This window comes from Thermoclostridium stercorarium subsp. stercorarium DSM 8532 (assembly GCF_000331995.1).
GTDB classification, from domain to species: Bacteria; Bacillota; Clostridia; order DSM-8532; family DSM-8532; genus Thermoclostridium; species Thermoclostridium stercorarium.
Genome location: NC_020134.1, coordinates 2,597,302 through 2,617,893 on the forward strand (window position 1 = coordinate 2,597,302; position 20,592 = coordinate 2,617,893).

The following is a 20,592-nucleotide window of genomic DNA, read 5'->3' on the forward strand; positions in this document are numbered from 1 at the left end:
ATTCCGGAAGTGTAGCAAATATTAATACCAAGATCAACCGTCAACAAAAGCCGTTATTCCACCGCAAGCAGTCCCCTGAAAAGACCTGTAAGCTTTATTTTTGATTCCTGAAATATTTCCACGATTTTGAACTTAATTTCAACGGGAATTTCCTTTTCCCCGTCGTTTATAATGATTTTCATTTCCTCATCGGACAATTCTTCTTTAAGGATGTTTAAATATTCTTCGTCCAGTTCGCCTTTTGCGTCTTCGGTAAAACACAGCGGAGGGAACATAACGCACCACCAGTTTTCACCTTTTGCCTCTCCTATTTCAATTTTAAGCGCATCATAAAATCCTGCCGGAAGAATTATATTTCCGTACCTTTTGGAAGGAAAAGGATATTTACCGAACGAAACCGTCGCATACTCATTTATTCCTTCCTTCACCAATACACTATTGGCCACCTGCTCAATCTCACGTATGTTGTTTCTGATGAAGGATATCGCATTACCTTTATTTTTCAGCTCTTTTGCCTTCTCCGACATATAGCCCACAACTGCATCCCTTACCCTGTATTTTAACGCCTGATCGCCTGTACTGTTGCTGTTCGCTACAATATGAAGGCGTATCATGCTGTCGGACAAATCCCGGTTTACTTTCTCAGCATAACAGTTTAATAACAGAAACACAAATAAAACAGTATATATTATTGCAGCGGCAATTTTCTTAAACATACTTTTATCTTTATGCAAAACGGCATGCATATCTCCATCACTCCCGTAATACAATAAAATAAATTCAAAAATAACTTAACGCAGTAAAAATTTACGGATATATCACTTTTGATATAAGTATTGACATAAATTCTAAAAACAATACATTGATAAAATAATTTTTAATACATTCGGGAAATAGAACACCTGATATATCTTTTCTGAAATGGGTATTTTGGCATCCGGCTTCGACAAATCTTTTGCAACTTTTTATACTTTGGCTTTTATTTTGTCACATTATCAACAGTTAACCATCCACATTATCCACAGACTTTTCCACAGAGAATTGTCGTAATATTCCCGGAAAAAATAACTTATCCACAGAATTCACACGGAGTTATTTGGGATAATCATGTTGAACAAATGCAGCCGCCCGGTCTAAAATTGCAAAAAAAAAAAACAAACGTTAATAGCTATCCGCGTTACCGCTCTCCCAGATCAAGGCCGGGTATTGCGTTCAGGCATTCGGGCGCAAAATCCTTCTCCACATATGAAAAATATGCCGCAGAAGCAATCATCGCAGCGTTGTCGGTACACAATCCAAGCGGCGGATAAAAAAGCTCTATGCCTGCCTCTGAACATGCTTTTTCAAGACTCTGACGCAGGAAAGTATTCGCGGAAACACCGCCGGCAATACATACCTTCTGGGATTTTGCGTTCACCGCAGCCTCAACGGTATTTTCCACAAGAACGTCAACCACCGCTTTCTGAAATGATGCACAGATATCCTCCACAGGAATTTTCTCGTTTTTCTGTTCCAGCTGGTGAACTGTATTAATCACCGCAGTCTTTAATCCGCTGAAACTGAAGTCATAGGGCGAATCCTTAAATTTTACCCTCGGAAAATTAAAAGCCTCCGGGTTTCCTTCAAGCGCTTTTTTTTCTACCTTGGGACCTCCGGGATAGCCCAGACCCAAAACCCTCGCTATCTTGTCAAACGCCTCGCCTGCGGCATCATCCCGCGTGCGCCCGAGAACAACGGTTTTTTTGTAATCGACAACATTAACAATATGACTGTGGCCGCCCGAAGCCACAAGGCAAATAAAAGGCGGTTCAAGTTCCTCATGGGCTATATAATTGGCGCAGATGTGCCCGTCTATGTGGTTCACTCCTATAAGAGGCTTTCCAAGGGCAAAAGCGATGGCTTTTGCAGCCGAGAGGCCGACAAGCAAAGCTCCCACCAGGCCGGGGCCATAAGTTACTCCGACCGCATCCAGCTCTTTCAGTTCCACGCCCGCTTCCCTGCACGCCTTATCAATAACCGGAATAATGGCTTCCACATGTTTTCTCGATGCCAGTTCGGGAACCACCCCGCCATATTCGGCGTGTAAATTAACCTGGGTGGCAATAATATTCGACAAAACCCTCCTGCCGTTAACGACCACTGCGGCTGATGTCTCATCACAGCTTGTTTCAATTCCAAGGATTATTATATCTTTCACGAAAAACCTCCAAAATCAAGTAAATAGTTCATGCCTGACAAAAAACAGGCTTTATAAGGTAAATTGTATGTTAAAAACATTTTTTATTCAAGGGAATAACGGGGATAAAAAAAAAGAGAGCTTTAATTAAAGCTCTTATAAAAACAGGAGAAATGCTAATGTTCGATATAAAATTAACAAATTTCAACAAAATATTCTATAGTTCTATAGGAGGGCAAAATAGTACTTTAGTCCTATCAATTTACGTAATCAGAAAAAGATGTGAAGAAATAACTGATCTGCCAAAACCAAGGCACCTATTATCCACAGGTAATATGAGAAATATTTAAGTTTCTTTTTCTGTATCAGGCTAATCATAAATTTTACGGCAATAAAACCCGATACCGCGGCAAAAATCATACCTGCCGCAAACTGAGCCGTACCTATTGCAGCCAGGCCACTTCCGCCTGTCTTGACAACTTTGTACAAATCAACCACAACCGCTCCCAGAATCGCGGGAATTGACAAAAGGAACGAAAAATCGGCAGCAGTCTTTCTTTCTATTCCCAGGGCCAGTGCCGTGGATATGGTCATACCCGATCTGGAAACGGCGGGAAGCATTGCAATTGCCTGCGATGTGCCAATCAGAAGGGGATCTTTTATGCCCATCTGTTCAATGTTTTTACTTTTCTCTCCCGTACTTTCGGCATACATCAAAACCAGTCCGGTAAAAATAAACCCCGTTCCGAGGGTGGAGCCTGTTTCAAAGATAGATTCCACAAGATCATTCAAAAGCAGTCCAAGAACGGCTATGGGTATTGTACCGACAATTATGTACAACGGCAGCTTTGAAAAAGGATTTCTGAGCATCTCAAATATTTTCTTCCTGTAAACCACAACGACCGCAAGGAGTGTGGCAAAATGCAGGGCTATGTCAAAAGTAAGGGCGCCTTCTTCTATATTAAAAACTTTCTGAAGCAGAACGAGATGCCCCGAACTGCTAACAGGCAGGAATTCTGTCAGTCCCTGCACAATTCCCAGAATAATGGCTTCAATTATCGACATGTCTGATACTTCCTTTCCTTATGTATTTTATAAGCTTACTGCCCTTCCGGCAAAAAGGCTTCCTCCACATAATTATTACGCGCATTCCAGAAAATCCATTCCTCATATCCTGCATCATATACCGCCTGTATCTGTGCGCGGTATTCCTCAACACCGTATTTCTTCCAGTACCCCTCCGGCAGGTAGTCGGCCGTAAACCCCTGAATATACGGCCTGCACTTTACATTATAACCATCAACCGATTCAATTCTCCTCTTTCCGACCATAAGCGTGTTATAAACCACTTCATAGGGATAAAGATCCGGATGGGTGAATTTAATGCCGTTTATCACCTGCCCCACTCCGTTGGCCATTGAACCCCTGGGCGCACTGTTTGCAAAATGGGAAGGATAGATCATCGGAGAGATATAATCCAGATTCCATCCTATCGACTCAAGAGTCTGACCAATTTCACCGTAATCCTTGGACGATATAAGAGGCATCCCAAAAATATCGGCGGAAAGAATGGTTCCTTCAGGCACGTTTTTCCTTATATACGCGAGGAATTCCTCTATATATTCATGCCTCTCCTTTCCCTCTTCAAGGTTAGCAAGTTCATATTTATAAAGGGATGTTTCGGGAAAACGGACATAGTCAAACTGGATTTCGTCAAAACCGAAATCTATCGCCTCCCTGACTATCGCCAGAATATAATCCCAGCTTTCCTTCCTTGTTGCGTCAAGCCAGTAAACGCCGCTGCCGTTTCCGCTCTGGTCAAAGAGTTTCCCGTCGTGATGAATTGCCAGCTCGGGTTTGTATTTCGTTATAACGCTGTCCTTGAAGGTAACCACCCGTCCTATTACCCTGATATTGTTATCGTGAAATTTTTTAATGATTTCACGAATATCTATGTCATCACGGCATGCCTTCGCAGCCCTGACATCTTCAATTTCGGACCTGTATGTAATCGTGCCCCAGTCACTTTTTATGTCAATAACGTAGGCATTTATTTCTGTCCTGTTTGCCAAATCAATATAATGATCAAGCGTGGTTGGATTTTGAAAGGATTCAGGCTTCAGATACAATGCCCTGACCGGCTGAAATTCAGGCTTTGGTGCAGGCGTTGCCGTTGGCGAGGGTTCGGGCGTAACAGAGGGTTCTTCGGCGGGAATTTCGGTTGGATACGGCGCTCCCGTAGGTTCCGGCGTCACGGTGGGTGTTATTGTGTTTAATGCTCCTGACCGATCTGCGCCGTTTCCGTCACGGCTGTCTGATGAGCTGTGCCGTATGTACAGGGCAAGTAATGACAACGATAATAAAACCAGCACGGTCAGAACAACAATTGAAACTGTTTTTTTCTTTTGTTTTCCCGTTTCTACATTTATCATTTGTTTTTTGTTTTCCATTGAAGGGCTCCCCCTTGTCCATATTTATTTAAATTAACCTTACTGTTCAGGCAGAAACGCATCCTCCACATAGTTGTTCCCTGAATTCCAGAATATCCATTCTGAGAATCCCGCGTCGTAAACCGCCTTAATCTGCGCTTTGTACTGTTCCACCCCATAATTTATATAATATCCCTGCGGCATATACGAAGCAGTAAAACCCTGAAGATACGGCCTCACCTTCACGTCAATACCGGCTTCCTCAAGCCTCTTTTTTGTAATAATCAGCGTATTGTAGATTACTTTATAGGGTTCCAGGTCGGGTTTTTCAAAAAGGATACCGTTGATTTTCGTTCCTACGCCGTTTCCTGTATAATGGTTGCTGTTATTGGCGAAATGCGACGGGTAAATCATCGGTGAAATATAATGAATTCTTTCACTGATGGTTTCAAGGGTCTGGCCTATTCCTCCCACATCCTTTGTCTGCAGGCAGATGCTTCCGAAAATATCGGCTGAAAGTGTAACATTGGGCATCTGTTCAATTGCAGTTTTTATAAAATTGTCGATATATTCGCTTTTTTCCTTCTGAAAATAACTCATATCGTATTTATAGTTTGTGGTTTCGGGAAAACGGATATAGTCAAACTGGATTTCATCAAATCCATAGGAAACCGCTTCCTTGGCTATATCGATAATGTATTGCCACGCCTTTTCATTTGTGGGATCCAGCCAGGCAAGGCGGGAATTGCCCACAGGAGCCGTAAAAACTTCCCCGTTGGTGTTTTTGAGGCTCAATGAAGGCTCTTTCAGCGGCATATAAGGATCGTTGAAACAAACCACCCTGCCTATTACTTTAATATTGTTTTCATGAAGTTTCCGTATAACTTCCTTTACGTCGTATTTCTTCTCCCACGCACCATGTTTCACCGCAAGCGGCACCTGAGTTTCATAACATACCTTGCCGTGATCGTCCTTTACGTCTATAACAAACGCATTTATCTCGGTTCTGTTCGCCAAGTCAATAAAATGCTGAAGTCTTGAAGGGTTTCCCGCGGTATTTGCGGTCAGATACAAACCTTTGACTTCAACCGAAGCAAGTGCCGACGGTGTCGGAGTGGGTTCGGGCGTCGGAGTGGGGGTAATTGTAGGTTCTGGTGTTACAGCGGGTGAAATTTCAGGTTTATCGTCATAAGCCACATCGGCGGGGGACGGTGTTATATGTATGTCGCCGTTCCGGCCGTTGTCGCTAATCAGCAGACTTAACATAATACCAATACTGCATCCCGCCACAATTATAACAATTATGCCAATAATCAGATTTAAGCGTCTGCGTCTCATAAAACGGGCACCCCATTGCTCTTTTTCTTTTGTTTCAACAAGTCAGGTGGAGTTTTACTCCACCTGAAAAGGAAAAACCTTACAGGAAATATAATTCAGCAAGGTCATAATCTGATTATAATGAAAACCCTTTTCCTGTGCAACATACACTTGATTAGATTTCCGGTTAATTTACGCCTTATTTTTTGTTTTTGGTTTTGATACCACCGCCATAATGTATCCGAAAAACACGGCTGCCGCTATTCCTACAGCTCCTGCCCTTACTCCGCCGCTGAACGCGCCGATCAGTCCTTTTTGCTCAACATCCTCAATAACACCTTTGGCAAGCACATTCCCGAAACCTATAATCGGTACGGTCGCCCCTGCGCCGCCCCATTCAACAAGCATGGGATATATTCCAAGCATTCCGAGAATAACACCCGCCACAACAAATATAACCATTATCCTTGCCGGTGTAAGTTTTGTCAGGTCAATAAGCAACTGCCCTATTACACAGATTATTCCTCCGAGTAGAAAAGCCCGTACAAATTCCATTTGTTTTCACCCCCGACTTCATACCATTTCAATACCGACCGCATGGGCTATGGCCGGTATGCTTTCCCCCTGCTGAACGCTTATCGGGCTGTGAAGTGCCCCCGTTCCGACAAAAAGCACCCTGTTCAGTTCCCGCCTGGACAACTTCTCAAGGATGTATCCCGCCAGCACCACCGCCGAACATGCGCACCCGCTCCCGCCACAGTCGGTTTTCTGTTTCTGCTGATCGTAAATCATAACCCCGCAGTCATCAAAAAAATCCTTAACAGTTATCCCGTTTTCCTCCAGCAGCCGCAGACACAGATTTTTGCCGTGTATCCCCAGGTCTCCCGTTACTATTAATTCATAGTAATTCAGCGGGAGGCCGGTTTCCCTGAAATGGGCGGTTATTGTATCGCACGCGGCGGGTGCCATTGCCGATCCCATGTCGTTTGCATCGGTTATTCCCATGTCCACTATTTTGCCCGTTGTAACATGAACCACTCTCGGGCCGTCGCCGGCTTTTCCGACCATTACACCGCCCGCCCCGGTAACCGTCCATTGTGCCGTGGGCGGCCGCTGATTTCCGAATTCCAGCGGAAACCTGAACTGTTTTTCCGCCGAACAGAAATGACTGGATGTTATGCAGACACATCGTTCCGCAAAGCCACCCTCCACCATCAGGCTTCCAAGCGTCAGAGATTCGGCCATCGTGGAGCAGGCACCATACAGCCCAAAAAAAGGTATTTCGCTTTCCCGCAGGCCAAAATTCGCAGCTATGCACTGGTTAAGAAGGTCTCCCGCAAATATATACTGTATGTCGCCGGTTGATACTTTACCTTTCATCAGTATTTTCGACAATGTCTCCCTTAAAAATTTGCTTTCGGCCTTCTCAAAACTTTCCTCGCCAAAATACTCGTCCTCCACAATTTCATCAAAAAACCTGCCCAACGGACCATGCCCTTCCTTCGCGCCTACAATTGAGGCCCACGACTGTATTACGGGTTTGCTGTCAAGCCTTATTGTCTGTTTTCCAAGCCTTGTGCCCATAATTACCACCTTCCCCGTATTCAAGCAATGGAATGTTAAAAATTTTTCAGGTTATAAGATAATAAATAATTCCTGCTATTATTGAGGATATAATTCCGTAAACAAGAACAGGACCTGCTATGAGGAACATTCTCGCCCCCACTCCCATCACGTATCCTTCCCTTTTATACTCCATGGCCGGAGATACAATGGAGTTTGCAAAACCTGTTACGGGAATTGCAGCCCCTGCACCGCCTATTCTTCCGATTTCGTCGTATACATTAAGACCGGTCAGAAATGCGCCCAAAAATATCATGAAAAGCGTGGTTAATGAACTGGCATCGTTTTTCGGCATTCCGGTGTTTAACAGCGCTCTTAAAATTACCTGGCCTATTGTGCAGATTATTCCTCCCACCAGGAAAGCCATAACCGAGTTTTTAACCTTTGGACTTTTTGGAGCCTGTTCCTGTGCCCATTTTTTGTACTCTTCCTTCGTCCTTTTCTGTTCCATAAGCCGTTCCTCCCCTGTAAATGCCTCATTTTCGGAAATTATTCCGTCAGACTGTAAGTTTCGTTAAAAACAAACACTCCCTTTTGCGGAATATGATCCTTTGCCCGTGTTGAGTAGAGGAAAAACGCAATAGCTGCTGCAACCGCCAGAACAGACAGGATAACAGCTATCCACAGGTATTTTGTCCTGTTTAAAATTCTTCCCGTCATCGTCATTCCTCCCGGAATTTCATCAGAAAATCATGATTATTTTTTGATGCTTGCTGTTAAAATATTCGGAAAGCATAAAAAAGAACAAGGCAAAATAAAAAGGCAAAAAAAAAGATCCGGCCTGAAACCGGATCTTTTAAGTTCATGGTAAAATTTTCAATTGTTTGCAGGTGTTAAATTCCGTATTTCAAAGGTGAATTTGTTCCCGTCATAGTCAACCGAAACAACAGAACCGTTTGAAATTTCGCCCTTTAAATACTTTTCGGCAAGCTCGTCTTCTATATACTGCTGAATCTTCTTCCTGAGCGGCCTTGCTCCGTATTTCGGGCTGTAGCCCTTTTCCACCAGGGCGTCCTTTGCCTTCTGACTGACCACAATGTCTATACCTTTTTCCGCAGCGTTTCTCCGCACTTCTTCTATCATCATGTTGACAATGGCATTGAGCTGCTCTTTCGTCAATTCCTCAAATACAATAATTTCATCCACCCTGTTCAGGAATTCGGGCCTGAAAGTGCTTTTTACCGCATCCATAATCTGCTTTTCCATGTTAACGACGTTCTCATTATTATAACCTATGCTGTAGGCCCTGTTACTGGTTCCGGCATTAGACGTCATGATAATGATTGTGTTTTCAAAGCTGACCGTTCTTCCCTGACTGTCGGTAAGCCTTCCGTCTTCCATAATCTGCAGCAGGATATTGAACACATCGGGATGGGCTTTTTCAATCTCGTCCAGCAGGATAACCGAATAAGGCTTTCTGCGTACTTTCTCGGTTAACTGCCCTCCCTGATCAAATCCTACGTATCCCGGAGGTGCGCCTATCAATTTCGAAACTGTATGTTTTTCCATATATTCCGACATATCAAGACGTATCATTGCATCCTCGCTGCCAAACAGTTCCTCGGCGACAGCACGGGCAAGCTCAGTTTTTCCGACACCGGTGGGCCCGACGAAAATGAACGAACTGGGCTTACGCTTCCTTCTGAAATCAGATCTGTTCCTTCTTATGGCTTTAGCCACACTTTCAACAGCCCTGTTCTGTCCTACAACCCTTCTGTGAAGGCGTTCCTCCAGCGAGATCAGTTTCTGGGCTTCGGCTTCCGTTATTCTGCTTACCGGTATCTTTGTCCATGACTCAATAACATAAGCAACATCGTCCTTTGTGACATCCATCGTCCCGTATTTCGCGGTAAGTTCATTGATTTTTTCCTGCAGCCTGCATTCCTCCACTTTATAGTCGGCCGCTTTCTTGTAATCATCATGCAGCGCCGCCTGTTCCTTGGCTTCCTGGACTCTCTGCAGCTCCTGCTTTAAAGCCTCCAGTTCCACAAGTCCCTGATTCATCAGATTTACCCTTGAGCCTGCCTCGTCAATCACGTCAATCGCCTTGTCGGGCAGAAATCTGTCATGGATATATCTGTCCGACAGCATTACCGCGTATTCAATAACATCATCGGGTATTCTGACATGGTGGTATTCCTCATAGTATCCCTTAATACCCTTAAGAATTTCTATTGTCTCCGCAACGGTAGGCTCATCTACCATAACGGGCTGGAACCGTCTTTCCAGTGCCGCATCCTTTTCAATGTATTTTCTGTATTCATCCAGTGTGGTTGCACCTATTACCTGCACTTCCCCACGGGCAAGGGCGGGTTTCAGAATATTGGCCGCATTCATTGCTCCGCCTTCGGCATCTCCCGCACCTATTATATTGTGCAATTCGTCTATTACAAGGATAATGTTTCCGTTTTCCTTTGCCTCCTTCAATATGGATTTCATCCTTGCCTCAAACTGGCCCCTGAACTGTGTTCCTGCCACAACTGCGGCCAGATCCAGCAAATAAATCTCAGTGGAAAAGAACCTTGCCGGTACCTGCTTGTTAACAATCCGCACCGCCAGCCCCTCGGCAATCGCGGTTTTACCTACACCGGGCTCACCGATAAGCACGGGATTGTTCTTGGTACGCCTGTTGAGAATCTGGATAACGCGATCTATCTCGCACTCGCGGCCGATAATCCTGTCAATTTCACCTTTTGCGGCCTTCTCGGTCAAATTTATCCCATACATGTCAAGATATTTACGTCTTCCTTTTTTGGTCTTAATCCTGACATTGTCGTAACCTCCGTTTTTTTTGTCATCATCGGAAGCTCTGTCATCGGATACCATATTGCCAAATGGCCGCAGCAACTGGTTGCTTCTTCCCTCTTCATTATCGGAAAAAGCGTCTTCAAAGCCTTCCATATCCATATTCTCAAACAAACTCATCATCTGATTGCTTAAATTCTCAAAATCCTGTGGCGTCAACCCAGTCTGCTGGAGTATATGATTTAGCGGGGCAATCCCCTGTTTTTGTGCGCACTGCATGCATAAACCTATCGGTTCCTGTTTTCCGTTAACTACCTTGGTTATAAAAATCACTGCAATATTTTTCTTGCATATTGAACACTTAATCATATATATCATCTCCATTCATGTTTGGATGTTTTCCGATCCAGAACCTTGGTGCCACATATCCCGTTAAATTCCCGTCTATATTAAAAAACCTTATTTTCATTCCCGCAATTAAATTTTACCACATTATTGCTTCTTTGACCAGAAAAAAGTTTGTCCTTCCCTAACCTTTATGGCATAAAATGGAAAAACCCTTCAAATCAACCGTTTTGTCACCCGTATACAGTTGCCTCTCTGATTAAAGGTTATATCATCGCATAAACTCTTCACTATCTGAAGTCCCCTGCCGCATTCAGGCAAATCCAGAATATCGCACTCGGTCTGGTTGTTTTTCATATCCAGCACCTTCCTCACATCAAACCCCTGTCCCTGATCCTTTATAGTAATATTCAGGACATCACTTTCGCGTATACACACATCCATATAAACCTTCTTATTGCAGTCCAGAAGGTTGCCGTGCTCTATAGCATTCTGAAGCAGCTCGTTTAATATTATCTTGATGTCGAAGCACTGATCGCTGTCTATTCCCAACGAGTTTTCCAAATAGGAAATAATATTCCTCACTGTTTCACATACGGCATTCACATCATTCAAAATAAACCCTCTGTAGATTTTCCTTACTTTCATCCGATCAGCTCCAACAGTCTCACCTGCGTAAAATGAAACCACAAAAATCCTGCTTATTATATACCACCATTTCGGTTATTTTTTCAGAATTCTTCTGAATTTCTCCAAAGTTTTTCGTTCCAGCCTTGAAATATACATCTGAGATACGTTAAAATTTTCGGCAATTTCCTTTTGGGTCTTGTTTTCAAAGTATCTTAGCCTGATAAATTTCTTTTCGGTCTCATTGAAATGTTTCAGCGATTTTTCAAGGAAATCCCTGTTGTTAATTTTTTCAAATGTCTCGTCATCCTCGCCTATGGCCTCATGAAGCTCCACATCGTCATCATCATAAATCGTCTGATCAAAGGACTGAATTTTATATACATTCCATGATTCAATTATTTCCAGAATTGTCTCTTCGCTGAGGTTCAGATATTCCGCAATCTCGTCCACCCTCGGCGCCCTTCCGTTTTTCTGCATAAGCAGTTCCCTGGTCTGGTTAACTTTCTGGTATATCTCATATATTCTTCTCGGTACCCTTATTACCGAAGCCTTGTCACGGAAATAACGCTTAATTTCGCCTATAATTGTAGGCGTTGCAAAGCTTACGAACTTAACATTGGCATTCACGTCAAAACGTTCAACGGCATTAATAAGCGCCATGCAGGCAACCTGATACAAATCATCGTATTCCACACCCCGGTTGATAAATTTTTTCGCAAGAATTTCAGCAAGATACAGATACCGGGAAACAATCTCATTACGTATGTTTACGTCCTTGGTTTTTCTATACTGCTCAAACAACTCCTTATCCGAAACTTCGTGCCGGTTTTCCTTATTTTTATCCATTAACGGAATCCCCCAAATTTTTCCCAATAGTGATTATACAGTTATCGCTGCATGTAATGCTGAATTCATCGGTAAGTGATGATATAATTGCTTTTGCAAACTCTCCCGAATCCCCTTCAAACAGGCATTGGGCCAAGCAATGCGGCACTTTAAAGACAGCCTGAAATCCGTCTTTGTACAGTTTAAATTTTATGTCGTAATACTGGTTAGGATCACAGTCCGACGAAACAATCCTCGAACAAATCTCCGAAACTACGACCTTTATGTCCTCAACGGTATCAATGTCAAATCCGATTTTTGACACAAGACCTGATACAGTAAGTCTTACAAAACTCAGATATTCGGCTTTTTTGGGGAGATTTATCGTAATTTCATCAAAGTTCCCGCTCATACGGCTTCCTCCAGGATAAATACTTTGTCAAGACCGGTTATTTTGAAGAGTTTCTTTATATTGTCCCGCAGATGATATATATAAACATTATTCTGATGATTTTTAACCCTCTTCAGAGCGCCAACCAGTATACCCAGTCCGGTACTGTCTATGTAAGACAGTCCGTCGCAAACAAGCTCAATGTCTTTTGTCCCGTCTCCGATTAAATCGTATAATCTGGTTTTAAACTCAGGTGCCGTTGCTATGTCGATTTCTCCGCTCAGAATAATCCTAACCTTTCCATTGTCGTTATGGTTGTCCACCTTCATCTCGAACATCGCCGAGCCTCCTTTCCTAAACGCTTATCTTCAGTTCCCCAGGCTTCTGATGAATTCCAAAGCGCTGTCCATCCTTTGGGTATTACGTGCTATGGCTACTATTGCACTTTCTGCATGGATATTGTTGTTTTTAATGAATTCACTGCCGGTAATATCAATACCGTAAATCTGCTCCGGCCCTTTTATGACATTGCCGTCTTCGGTCTCATCGATTATTTCGCTGCCTCGTATATAACTCTCCTCCGGGAACCCCAGTTCGTCAGCCAATTCATCCAGTGAAAGGAATATCCCCTGGGAAGCGTTTATATCAAAGTTTTCCCTGTCCATTATAATAATGTCTATTTCCTTTGCGGCTATCATCGCAACAAATTTCATCTGCGAAGCATATACATACTGGGGATCGTCGGAAACGGTTGCTAAAAACTGGACCGACGGAGTTGTAATTCCCGGCACTCTCTCCTTTACATTTTCCTCAACAGCGGTCTGATCTGCAGCAAAGATATTTCCGTAGCAGACTATCGTAAAATCAGGATCCACCCGGTTGATGCAGCTTCGAATCGAAAAGAACAGAATAACGATTACCGCAAGGCCGACGAGCATATGTATTTTATAATAGTGAAAGAAATTCTCCAGTTTTATCGGATCCACTCTGAGGATCCGGGCAAGTAAAGGAGGGTTTTCCCGCAGTCTCTTCTGCCGTTCTTCTTCTTCCTTATCCACATATGTTATTCCCATCAGAAGATTGTACGCATCGGTTATGTCGTTAAGGGTATAGCCCCTTTCATCCTTTTCCAAGGTTTTGAACTTTCTTGTCAGGATACTGTACCTTTTAGATACCTCATCCTTTGTCGCATCCGGGCTAAGTTCCAGAATCTCCAGCGCTTTTTCCCTTGTAAGCTGATTCATAGAAGAACCCTCCTTCAAAACCGCACCGTTATTCTCTTGGCTTCATAGTCGGGAACAGCAGCACATCGCGTATGGAATATGAATTTGTGAACAACATTACAAGCCTGTCAATGCCCACGCCAAGACCACCTGTGGGCGGCATGCCGTGCTCCAGCGCAATTATAAAGTCTTCATCCATCATATTTGCTTCCTCATCGCCCTGTTCCCGTTTTCTCAACTGAGCCAGAAATCTTTCCTTCTGATCAATGGGATCATTTAATTCAGAATAGGCATTTGCCATTTCCCGTCCCACAATAAACAGTTCAAACCTTTCGGTAAGTTCAGGCTTGTCGGGTTTTCTCTTCGTCAGCGGCGATACTTCAACAGGATAATCCATTATAAATGTGGGTTGGATAAGATGCTCTTCCACAAATTCTTCAAAAAACAGGTTAAGTATTTCCCCTTTTTTTGTCTTACCCGTCACATCAAGCCCTTTTTCCTTTGCCAGCGCAACAGCTTCGTCATCTGACGCAATCGTGTCAAAGTCAATTCCGGTGTATTTCTTTACAGCTTCTGTCATTGTCATGCGCGCCCATGGCAATGATAAATCAATCTCATACCCCTGATACTCAAACTTTCTCGTTCCCAGTACCGTGTCGGCGACATGCAGATACAAATCTTCGGTTAATTTCATCATTCCGTGATAGTCAGTATATGCTTCATACACTTCCAGTAACGTGAATTCCGGGTTATGCTTTACTGACATGCCTTCATTCCTGAACATCCGCCCTAACTCGTATACCTTTTCCATTCCGCCGACTATAAGCCTTTTTAAATATAATTCGGGCGCGATTCTTAAATACATATCCAGATCCAGTGTGTTATGATGAGTTATAAACGGCCTTGCATTAGCCCCTCCGGGAATCAGGTTCAGAATTGGGGTTTCAACTTCAAGAAATCCCCTGCTGTCCAAAAAGCTCCTTATTGCAGAGATAATCCTGCTGCGCATAATAAATGTTTTCTTTACTTCGGGATTCACAATAAGATCAAGATATCTCTGACGATAACGGGTATCGGTATCTTTCAGACCATGAAACTTTTCTGGCAACGGTCTTAAAGACTTTGCCAACAGCGTATATTCATGAACCCGTATGCTTATTTCACCCATCTTGGTTTTAAAAACCGTTCCTCTGACACCTATGATATCGCCTATGTCCAGTTTCTTGAACTCTTCATACGCTTCTTCCCCGAGCTCGTTTATGCGTACGAAAAGCTGAATTTTTCCGTCCCTGTCCTGAATATCGCAGAAACTGGTCTTCCCCATTCCCCGTTTTGCCATCAGTCTTCCGGCTATGGAAACTTCTTTTCCTTCAAATTCGTCAAAATTATCGGTTATTTCTTTTGTTTTTTGAGTTACATCGTATTTTACTATTTTAAACGGGTCCTTTCCCTTGCTTTGCAGATCGCCGAGCTTCTGTCTTCTCACCTTCAGTATTTCATTTAAATTCTGAACTTCTTCGGTATTTTGGCTATGATTAATATTTTCTGACATTTATAGTCCTCCTGAAACCAGATTACTTGTATTGCGCTTAAGAAGGAGAAAATCTCCAAAAATACAAAAACATACACAAAAACAGCTTACACGTTAATGTAAACTGTTTTGTTATAAACAATATTATAACCCATGCACACCGTATTAACAATACCGACCTTACTACTTATAGATTTCAAGCACCTTAAGCCTTACAACTCCGTCGGGAACTTGAACGGTTACAATGTCGCCCGGTTTTTTGCCCATAAGAGCACGCCCAACAGGTGAATCATTTGAAATCTTCTGTTCCAGCGGATCAGCCTCAGTTGAACCCACTATATAATAATCCATCTCTTCATCCAAATCCATGTCGTATACTTTCACTCTGGTTCCCAGTCTGACCGAGTTGGTATCCACCTCATCCTCATCTATTACAACGGCATTCTTAAGCATATTTTCCAGCTGCGCAATGCGCATTTCATTTTTTGCCTGTTCACTTTTGGCTTCATCATATTCTGAATTTTCGGAAATATCTCCAAAAGCAAGAGCCTGCTTTATTCTTTCGGCAATTTCCTTTCTTTTTTCACCTTTCAGACGTTCAAGTTCTTCTTCCAGTTTTTTAAGTCCCTCATATGTTAAATAAATTTCCTTGCCACTCATAAATGATGCTCCTTTTCAGTTTTCTCCTTCTAATCCCCCATTAAAGATTTTCAATAAAGAGTTATATTAATTTATCCCGTAACAATACTTTTATTCCTGGTGCATAAATGCTTTTATTCTGACGGGAGATTCAGAGGTAATTTCAAATTGTCCTTATTTATAAAATACGTTTATCGGCATTTTCTGTTCAAAAGTTTATAATGGGAGAAATACTTCCCCCATTACATTGCTAACATTATAAAGCAGACACTCGGTTATGTCAAGAACGCATATTTCTGTATTTCATCCGGGAAAATGGAAATCTTTACACCTAATAATTCCTCAGCTTCTGATATTGTGATTTCTTTCCTGTTTATTACCATAAACATTAAAAATTCAGCCAGTATCTGAGGATTAAACTTTTGGACCACCGCGGCTCCTATCCTTTTCAGCAATTTCCGCTGCAGGGAATACCCTATCCGGTAGCGCTTATCCAGCCCGCAGCCGGTTATTTTTTTTGAAGAAAGAGCTACCTTTATTCCGTCAAAAGGATAATCAACCTCCTTTTCCTCATATGAAATCCAAACATCACTTCTTGAAAGTACTCCGAAATCTTCGGTGATACAGACAGGCACACCTGTCTCTGCCATAAATTCATCCCATATTCCATCCATTTCATTATAAGAAGCCGTTACATTGACCATTTTGAAATTTCCGAGGACGTTCAAAAGCTTAGGGTTAATGAACCCTTTCTCAATTCCTGACAGGGTAATGGTCATATTCCGCATTTCAAGCCCCTTTAACGGTTCCATCGAAAAAAGCAGGTGCACATTCCGCCGTATGCTTTCATCAAGATATCCGTTCGGTTTCATTGTCCATTCCCGGTTTAAATATTCCTTTAACGGCTGTTCAAGCAAATAATGCTCAATATTATTGTTTTTCACAACCGCCGCCCATTTTTTAAGCGTCCGTTTCCTTCCCCTCCTGTTTTTGAGAAAAAACATTTCCGGCAGAGGCATTGTAATAATATATAAAAGCAAATTTTCGTCAATTTCCCTGAAACTTACATGAATCCTGGCAGGAAGAAAAGCCGTAATCATATCTTTAATTTTACTAAACGGCGAAAAACCCTTTTCAGTTTCTTCCTTCTCAGATGCAACAACCAGTGCATACGCCATAACAGACCCCGGCGCCCGAACATATGCTCCATGTATTTTATTATTATGGCTTATACCACAGGAATATTACAAATAAAAAGGCTTCCGGAAAAATCAAACTCCGAAAGCCGTCAGGAAACCAAGCCCAAAAAGCATCAGCTTAAAGACTCCTTGATTTCCTCTGCCAGTTTCCTGCTTATGCCTTTAACACTGCAAAGCTCCTCCACCGTTGCCTCACGAATTCTCTTAACCGATCCGAACTTTTTCAGCAGGGCTTTTTTCCTTTTCGGGCCAATCCCCTCTATTTCATCAAGGATTGATTCCTTTTGCAGCTTCTTTCTCTTCAGCTTGTGGAAGCTCAGCGAATACCTGTGGACTTCTTCCTGTATGGCAGCAATAAGAAAATGTAATTCAGGTTCTTCCTTCAGCTCAATGTCAATTTTGTCATTGACAAGCCTCTGGGTCCGGTGCTTGTCATTCTTCGCCATGCCTGCCACGGGAATACTCATTCCCAGTTCTGCAAAGACTTCCTCCGCTGCATGTACATGGCCTATACCCCCGTCTATCAGTATAAGATCGGGGCGTTCGGAAAAGCTCGCGTCTTCATCCCCTTCCTTCAGCCGTTTTAGCCTTCTGTATAAAACCTCCTGCATACACGCATAATCATTCTGCTCATTGATGCTTTTTATTTCATACTTCCTGTAGTGGGATGTCTTCTTAATACCGTCTTCAAAAACCACCATGCCGGCAACCATACCCTTATTTCCGGTATTAGAAATATCATAAGCCTCAATCCTGTGAGGTATGTCAGGCAATTCCAGAATCTCTTTCAGCTTATCAAGCGCCGTTTCTATATCTTCCTGCTTACTGACATAATTTATCCGGTATTTCTGGAATTCCTCCTCAGCGTTTTTGACTGCCAAGTCTATTTGTTTTTTTCTGTCGCCGCGTACAGGCACACTCAGATTAACCGATTTCCCGCGGACTGATTTCAGCCACTGCTCAATAAGCTCACCGCTGGCCGGGTAGTGAGTCAGAAGAATTTCAGGAGGTATCTCCCTTCCGTTTCCGTAGAACTGGGTTAGGAAAACCTCCATAACCTCCTCATCGGACATATTATACGTCTTTTCCATAAAATTTACGTTTTTGCCCATCAGTTTTCCGTTGCGCACAAAAAGCACAATGACCAGGCTATTGATTTCATCCCTGACCAGCGCGCACAAATCCCTGTCTTCAAATTTTGTTGATAAAACAAGCTGTTTTTCGGTTATTTTCGTTATGCTTTTTATCTTATCCCGAATGGATGCGGCTTTCTCAAACTCCAGATTCTCGGCGTATGCCTCCATACGCTTCCGCATCTCGTTTAATACCTCGTCCTGCCTGCCTTCAAGGAATCTGTAGGTTTCTTTTACAATTTCATTATAATCCTTGCTGCTTATCAATCCGGCACAAGGCGCAGAGCAAAGCTTTATATGATAAAAAAGGCAGGGACGCTGGTTATCCCCCTCTTTGATCTGCCTGTTGCACGTTCTGAGAGGAAATATTTTTCTCAGCGCTTCCAAAGACTTTCTGGCATCGGAAACTTTCGTATAAGCACCAAAATATCTTGAACCGTCCCTTTTTATCGTCCTTGTGAGTTCAATTTTAGGAAATAACTCCTGGGTGGTAATACGTATATAAGGATATGTTTTGTCATCTTTAAGAAGAATATTATATCTTGGCTTATGCAGCTTGATAAGGGTATTTTCAAGTATAAGCGCTTCGGCTTCGGTTTCGGTTACGATTGTTTCAATCGTGTTTATTTTCGACACAAGGGTCTTTGTTTTCGGATCTTTTTCCTCAGGACTCTGAAAATATTGCCGGACACGATTTTTCAAAACTTTAGCCTTCCCGACATATATAATCCTGCCCGACTTATCCTTCATCAGATATACACCAGGTGATTCCGGAATATTCTCAAGCAATTCCCTGATTCTGTCCATAATTTAAACTCTTTCTATTTTTGCTGATCGGTCATACCCCTTTCCACAAACTTCTCAAGCTCACTTATCGCCAGTTGCTCATCCGGGCCGTCGGCTATTAGCAGTACCTTTTCCCCTCTGCTGATACTGAGGGACAATATTCCCAGCAAACTCTTTGCATTTGCCCTTCGATCATTTTTTTGAATCCATATGTTGGACTCAAAACCGGAGACTTTTTGTATCAGCCGTGCTGCAACCTTTGATTCCAACCCGGATTCATTCTTTATTGTAATTTCTTTGCTTATCATTTCAGTTCCCCCTGCCAATTTTTTTCTTTTTTACCAGGTAGCTCTGTTTAAAAATTTCCGCCATTACCTATTATACAATGACGGGGCAGGGTTTTCAAATAAATTATTTATCCGGGGCAATAAAATGCGCAGCAGTGTATTTAAACCTTGCGCAGGGATTTTCTGTTTACCGTAAAATAAATGCCGCCCGCAATCAAAACAATGCCTGTAGCCATTCCCGTTATTTCCATTGATTTAAACAGGGCAATTACGTCCACTGCTTCCCATTTGGCCGAATTTATAAATTCAAGGCTTTCATTAAGCATAAATGCCATGGTGTTATTGTAAAATCTGCGCAGAAAATTTATTACCGGCTCAAACAGCAGGTTAAGGCTTAAAACCACTGATAAAACATACAGAAGCACAGGTACCGATATTCTGAATTCGTCATGCCAGACAACATTTACCGGTACGTTTTTTATTTTCTGCATGATTTTATTCTCCAGCCCGTCAAGCTCAAAATCATACTCCAGCCCTTCGAGATAAGCATACAGTTCCTTCCACTCTGCCAGTCTCTCACTGCATTTCCGGCATACAGAAAAGTGTTCTTCCAGTTTTCTCTGTTTTTCGGAATCAAGCCGGTTGTCAAGATATAAAGATATATCTCTTTCCCGTATATGCATATTTACGCCTCCCTGTAATATTCGGCCATTTTTTCCTTCAGCATTTTTCTGGCTCTGTAAATCCTGTTTTTAACAATGCTTAAAGGTACATTCATGGTTTTTGCAATTTCTTCATAACTCAGCCCTGCCTGGTGAAAAAGAAGAAGCGGGGTTTTGTAATCCGGTTTAAGCGCCCTTATCTGCTCTTCCAGCCAGTGTTTTTTTTCCTTTCTGACCAGTATCTCATCAGCTGCCTCCGCCGTATCCTCCACAACCGGATTTTCTTCTGCGGAAACCGAATAGTTTTTATTTTTCCTCAATGTGTCAATACATGTATTATGAGCTATCCTGCTGATCCACGCCGAGAACTTCATATTGGTGTCATACATATAAAGTTTTCTGTACGCCTTAAAAAACACTTCCTGCGTAACATCCTCGGCAAGATGCGGATCGTTAAAAAAACGAAGAGCTATGGAATATACAAGCTTTTTATACTTCGTAACCAGATATTCAAAAGAGTCAGTATCGCCGTTTAAGCATCTTTCCACAATCATCCTGTCTTCCATGAACTTTCCCTTCAGCAACCAATAACTTTCCAGGAACTCATATCTTAATGCAACTTGCATTAGAACCTTTTCATTCGGTAATATC

General features: G+C 42.6%; 22 protein-coding genes. All 22 read right to left on the bottom strand.

The features are described from left to right. Positions 1-53: 53 nt before the first annotated feature. Complete coding sequence (spoIIR, locus tag CST_RS11220) at positions 54-716, bottom strand: stage II sporulation protein R (RefSeq protein ID WP_242823554.1); 663 nt, start codon at positions 714-716, stop codon at positions 54-56. 461 nt (positions 717-1,177) lie between these two features. Further along, positions 1,178-2,197, bottom strand: a complete 1,020-nt coding sequence (tsaD, locus tag CST_RS11225) for a tRNA (adenosine(37)-N6)-threonylcarbamoyltransferase complex transferase subunit TsaD (RefSeq protein WP_015360038.1) — start codon at positions 2,195-2,197, stop codon at positions 1,178-1,180. A 249-nt stretch (positions 2,198-2,446) separates the two neighbouring features. Continuing rightward, the gene (gene uppP / locus CST_RS11230) at positions 2,447-3,241 is read right to left on the bottom strand and encodes an undecaprenyl-diphosphatase UppP (RefSeq protein WP_015360039.1); all 795 of its coding nucleotides are present in this window, start codon (positions 3,239-3,241) and stop codon (positions 2,447-2,449) included. Positions 3,242-3,276: 35 nt separating this feature from the next. Then, positions 3,277-4,626, bottom strand: coding sequence for a putative glycoside hydrolase (locus CST_RS11235; RefSeq protein WP_015360040.1), 1,350 nt, complete (start codon positions 4,624-4,626; stop codon positions 3,277-3,279). 39 nt (positions 4,627-4,665) lie between these two features. Then, positions 4,666-5,943, bottom strand: coding sequence for a putative glycoside hydrolase (locus tag CST_RS11240; RefSeq protein ID WP_015360041.1), 1,278 nt, complete (start codon positions 5,941-5,943; stop codon positions 4,666-4,668). 171 nt (positions 5,944-6,114) lie between these two features. Then, complete coding sequence (gene spoVAE / locus CST_RS11245) at positions 6,115-6,477, bottom strand: stage V sporulation protein AE (RefSeq protein WP_015360042.1); 363 nt, start codon at positions 6,475-6,477, stop codon at positions 6,115-6,117. Between the two features lie 18 nt (positions 6,478-6,495). Next, positions 6,496-7,506: a stage V sporulation protein AD gene (gene spoVAD / locus CST_RS11250; RefSeq protein WP_015360043.1), complete on the bottom strand. Its 1,011-nt coding sequence runs from the start codon at positions 7,504-7,506 to the stop codon at positions 6,496-6,498. A gap of 46 nt (positions 7,507-7,552) precedes the next feature. Continuing rightward, the gene (gene spoVAC, locus CST_RS11255; protein WP_015360044.1) at positions 7,553-7,996 is read right to left on the bottom strand and encodes a stage V sporulation protein AC; all 444 of its coding nucleotides are present in this window, start codon (positions 7,994-7,996) and stop codon (positions 7,553-7,555) included. Between the two features lie 38 nt (positions 7,997-8,034). Then, on the bottom strand, positions 8,035-8,205 hold the full coding sequence (locus tag CST_RS13585; RefSeq protein ID WP_015485139.1) for a hypothetical protein: 171 nt from the start codon (positions 8,203-8,205) through the stop codon (positions 8,035-8,037). Between the two features lie 156 nt (positions 8,206-8,361). Beyond that, entirely contained in the window at positions 8,362-10,659 is a 2,298-nt protein-coding gene (locus CST_RS11260; protein WP_015360046.1) for an ATP-dependent Clp protease ATP-binding subunit, read from the bottom strand. 192 nt (positions 10,660-10,851) lie between these two features. Beyond that, on the bottom strand, positions 10,852-11,283 hold the full coding sequence (locus CST_RS11265; RefSeq protein WP_015360048.1) for an ATP-binding protein: 432 nt from the start codon (positions 11,281-11,283) through the stop codon (positions 10,852-10,854). 75 nt (positions 11,284-11,358) lie between these two features. Beyond that, positions 11,359-12,111 (bottom strand): SigB/SigF/SigG family RNA polymerase sigma factor, encoded by a 753-nt coding sequence (locus tag CST_RS11270; RefSeq protein ID WP_015360049.1) that lies wholly within the window; start codon positions 12,109-12,111, stop codon positions 11,359-11,361. Beyond that, on the bottom strand, positions 12,104-12,502 hold the full coding sequence (locus CST_RS11275; RefSeq protein ID WP_015360050.1) for an ATP-binding protein: 399 nt from the start codon (positions 12,500-12,502) through the stop codon (positions 12,104-12,106). Before CST_RS11275 ends, CST_RS11270 begins: the two co-directional genes overlap by 8 nt. Continuing rightward, a complete protein-coding gene (locus CST_RS11280) occupies positions 12,499-12,819 on the bottom strand; it encodes an STAS domain-containing protein (protein ID WP_015360051.1) in 321 nt (106 codons plus the stop codon). The genes CST_RS11275 and CST_RS11280 overlap by 4 nt, the downstream gene beginning before the upstream one ends. A gap of 30 nt (positions 12,820-12,849) precedes the next feature. Continuing rightward, on the bottom strand, positions 12,850-13,725 hold the full coding sequence (locus CST_RS11285; RefSeq protein ID WP_015360052.1) for a hypothetical protein: 876 nt from the start codon (positions 13,723-13,725) through the stop codon (positions 12,850-12,852). A gap of 28 nt (positions 13,726-13,753) precedes the next feature. Further along, a complete protein-coding gene (lysS, locus tag CST_RS11290) occupies positions 13,754-15,256 on the bottom strand; it encodes a lysine--tRNA ligase (protein WP_015360053.1) in 1,503 nt (500 codons plus the stop codon). 162 nt (positions 15,257-15,418) lie between these two features. Next, complete coding sequence (gene greA / locus CST_RS11295) at positions 15,419-15,895, bottom strand: transcription elongation factor GreA (RefSeq protein WP_015360054.1); 477 nt, start codon at positions 15,893-15,895, stop codon at positions 15,419-15,421. Positions 15,896-16,149: 254 nt separating this feature from the next. Continuing rightward, complete coding sequence (locus tag CST_RS11300; RefSeq protein WP_015360055.1) at positions 16,150-17,052, bottom strand: hypothetical protein; 903 nt, start codon at positions 17,050-17,052, stop codon at positions 16,150-16,152. A gap of 134 nt (positions 17,053-17,186) precedes the next feature. Beyond that, positions 17,187-19,013 carry an excinuclease ABC subunit UvrC gene (gene uvrC / locus CST_RS11305; RefSeq protein ID WP_015360056.1) on the bottom strand — a complete coding sequence of 609 codons (1,827 nt, stop codon included), beginning with the start codon at positions 19,011-19,013 and terminating at the stop codon, positions 17,187-17,189. 14 nt (positions 19,014-19,027) lie between these two features. Then, entirely contained in the window at positions 19,028-19,300 is a 273-nt protein-coding gene (locus CST_RS11310; RefSeq protein ID WP_015360057.1) for an HPr family phosphocarrier protein, read from the bottom strand. Between the two features lie 140 nt (positions 19,301-19,440). Then, on the bottom strand, positions 19,441-19,962 hold the full coding sequence (locus CST_RS11315; RefSeq protein WP_015360058.1) for an anti-sigma factor family protein: 522 nt from the start codon (positions 19,960-19,962) through the stop codon (positions 19,441-19,443). A gap of 2 nt (positions 19,963-19,964) precedes the next feature. Further along, positions 19,965-20,567, bottom strand: a complete 603-nt coding sequence (locus CST_RS11320) for an RNA polymerase sigma factor (protein ID WP_015360059.1) — start codon at positions 20,565-20,567, stop codon at positions 19,965-19,967. Positions 20,568-20,592 lie beyond the last annotated feature (25 nt).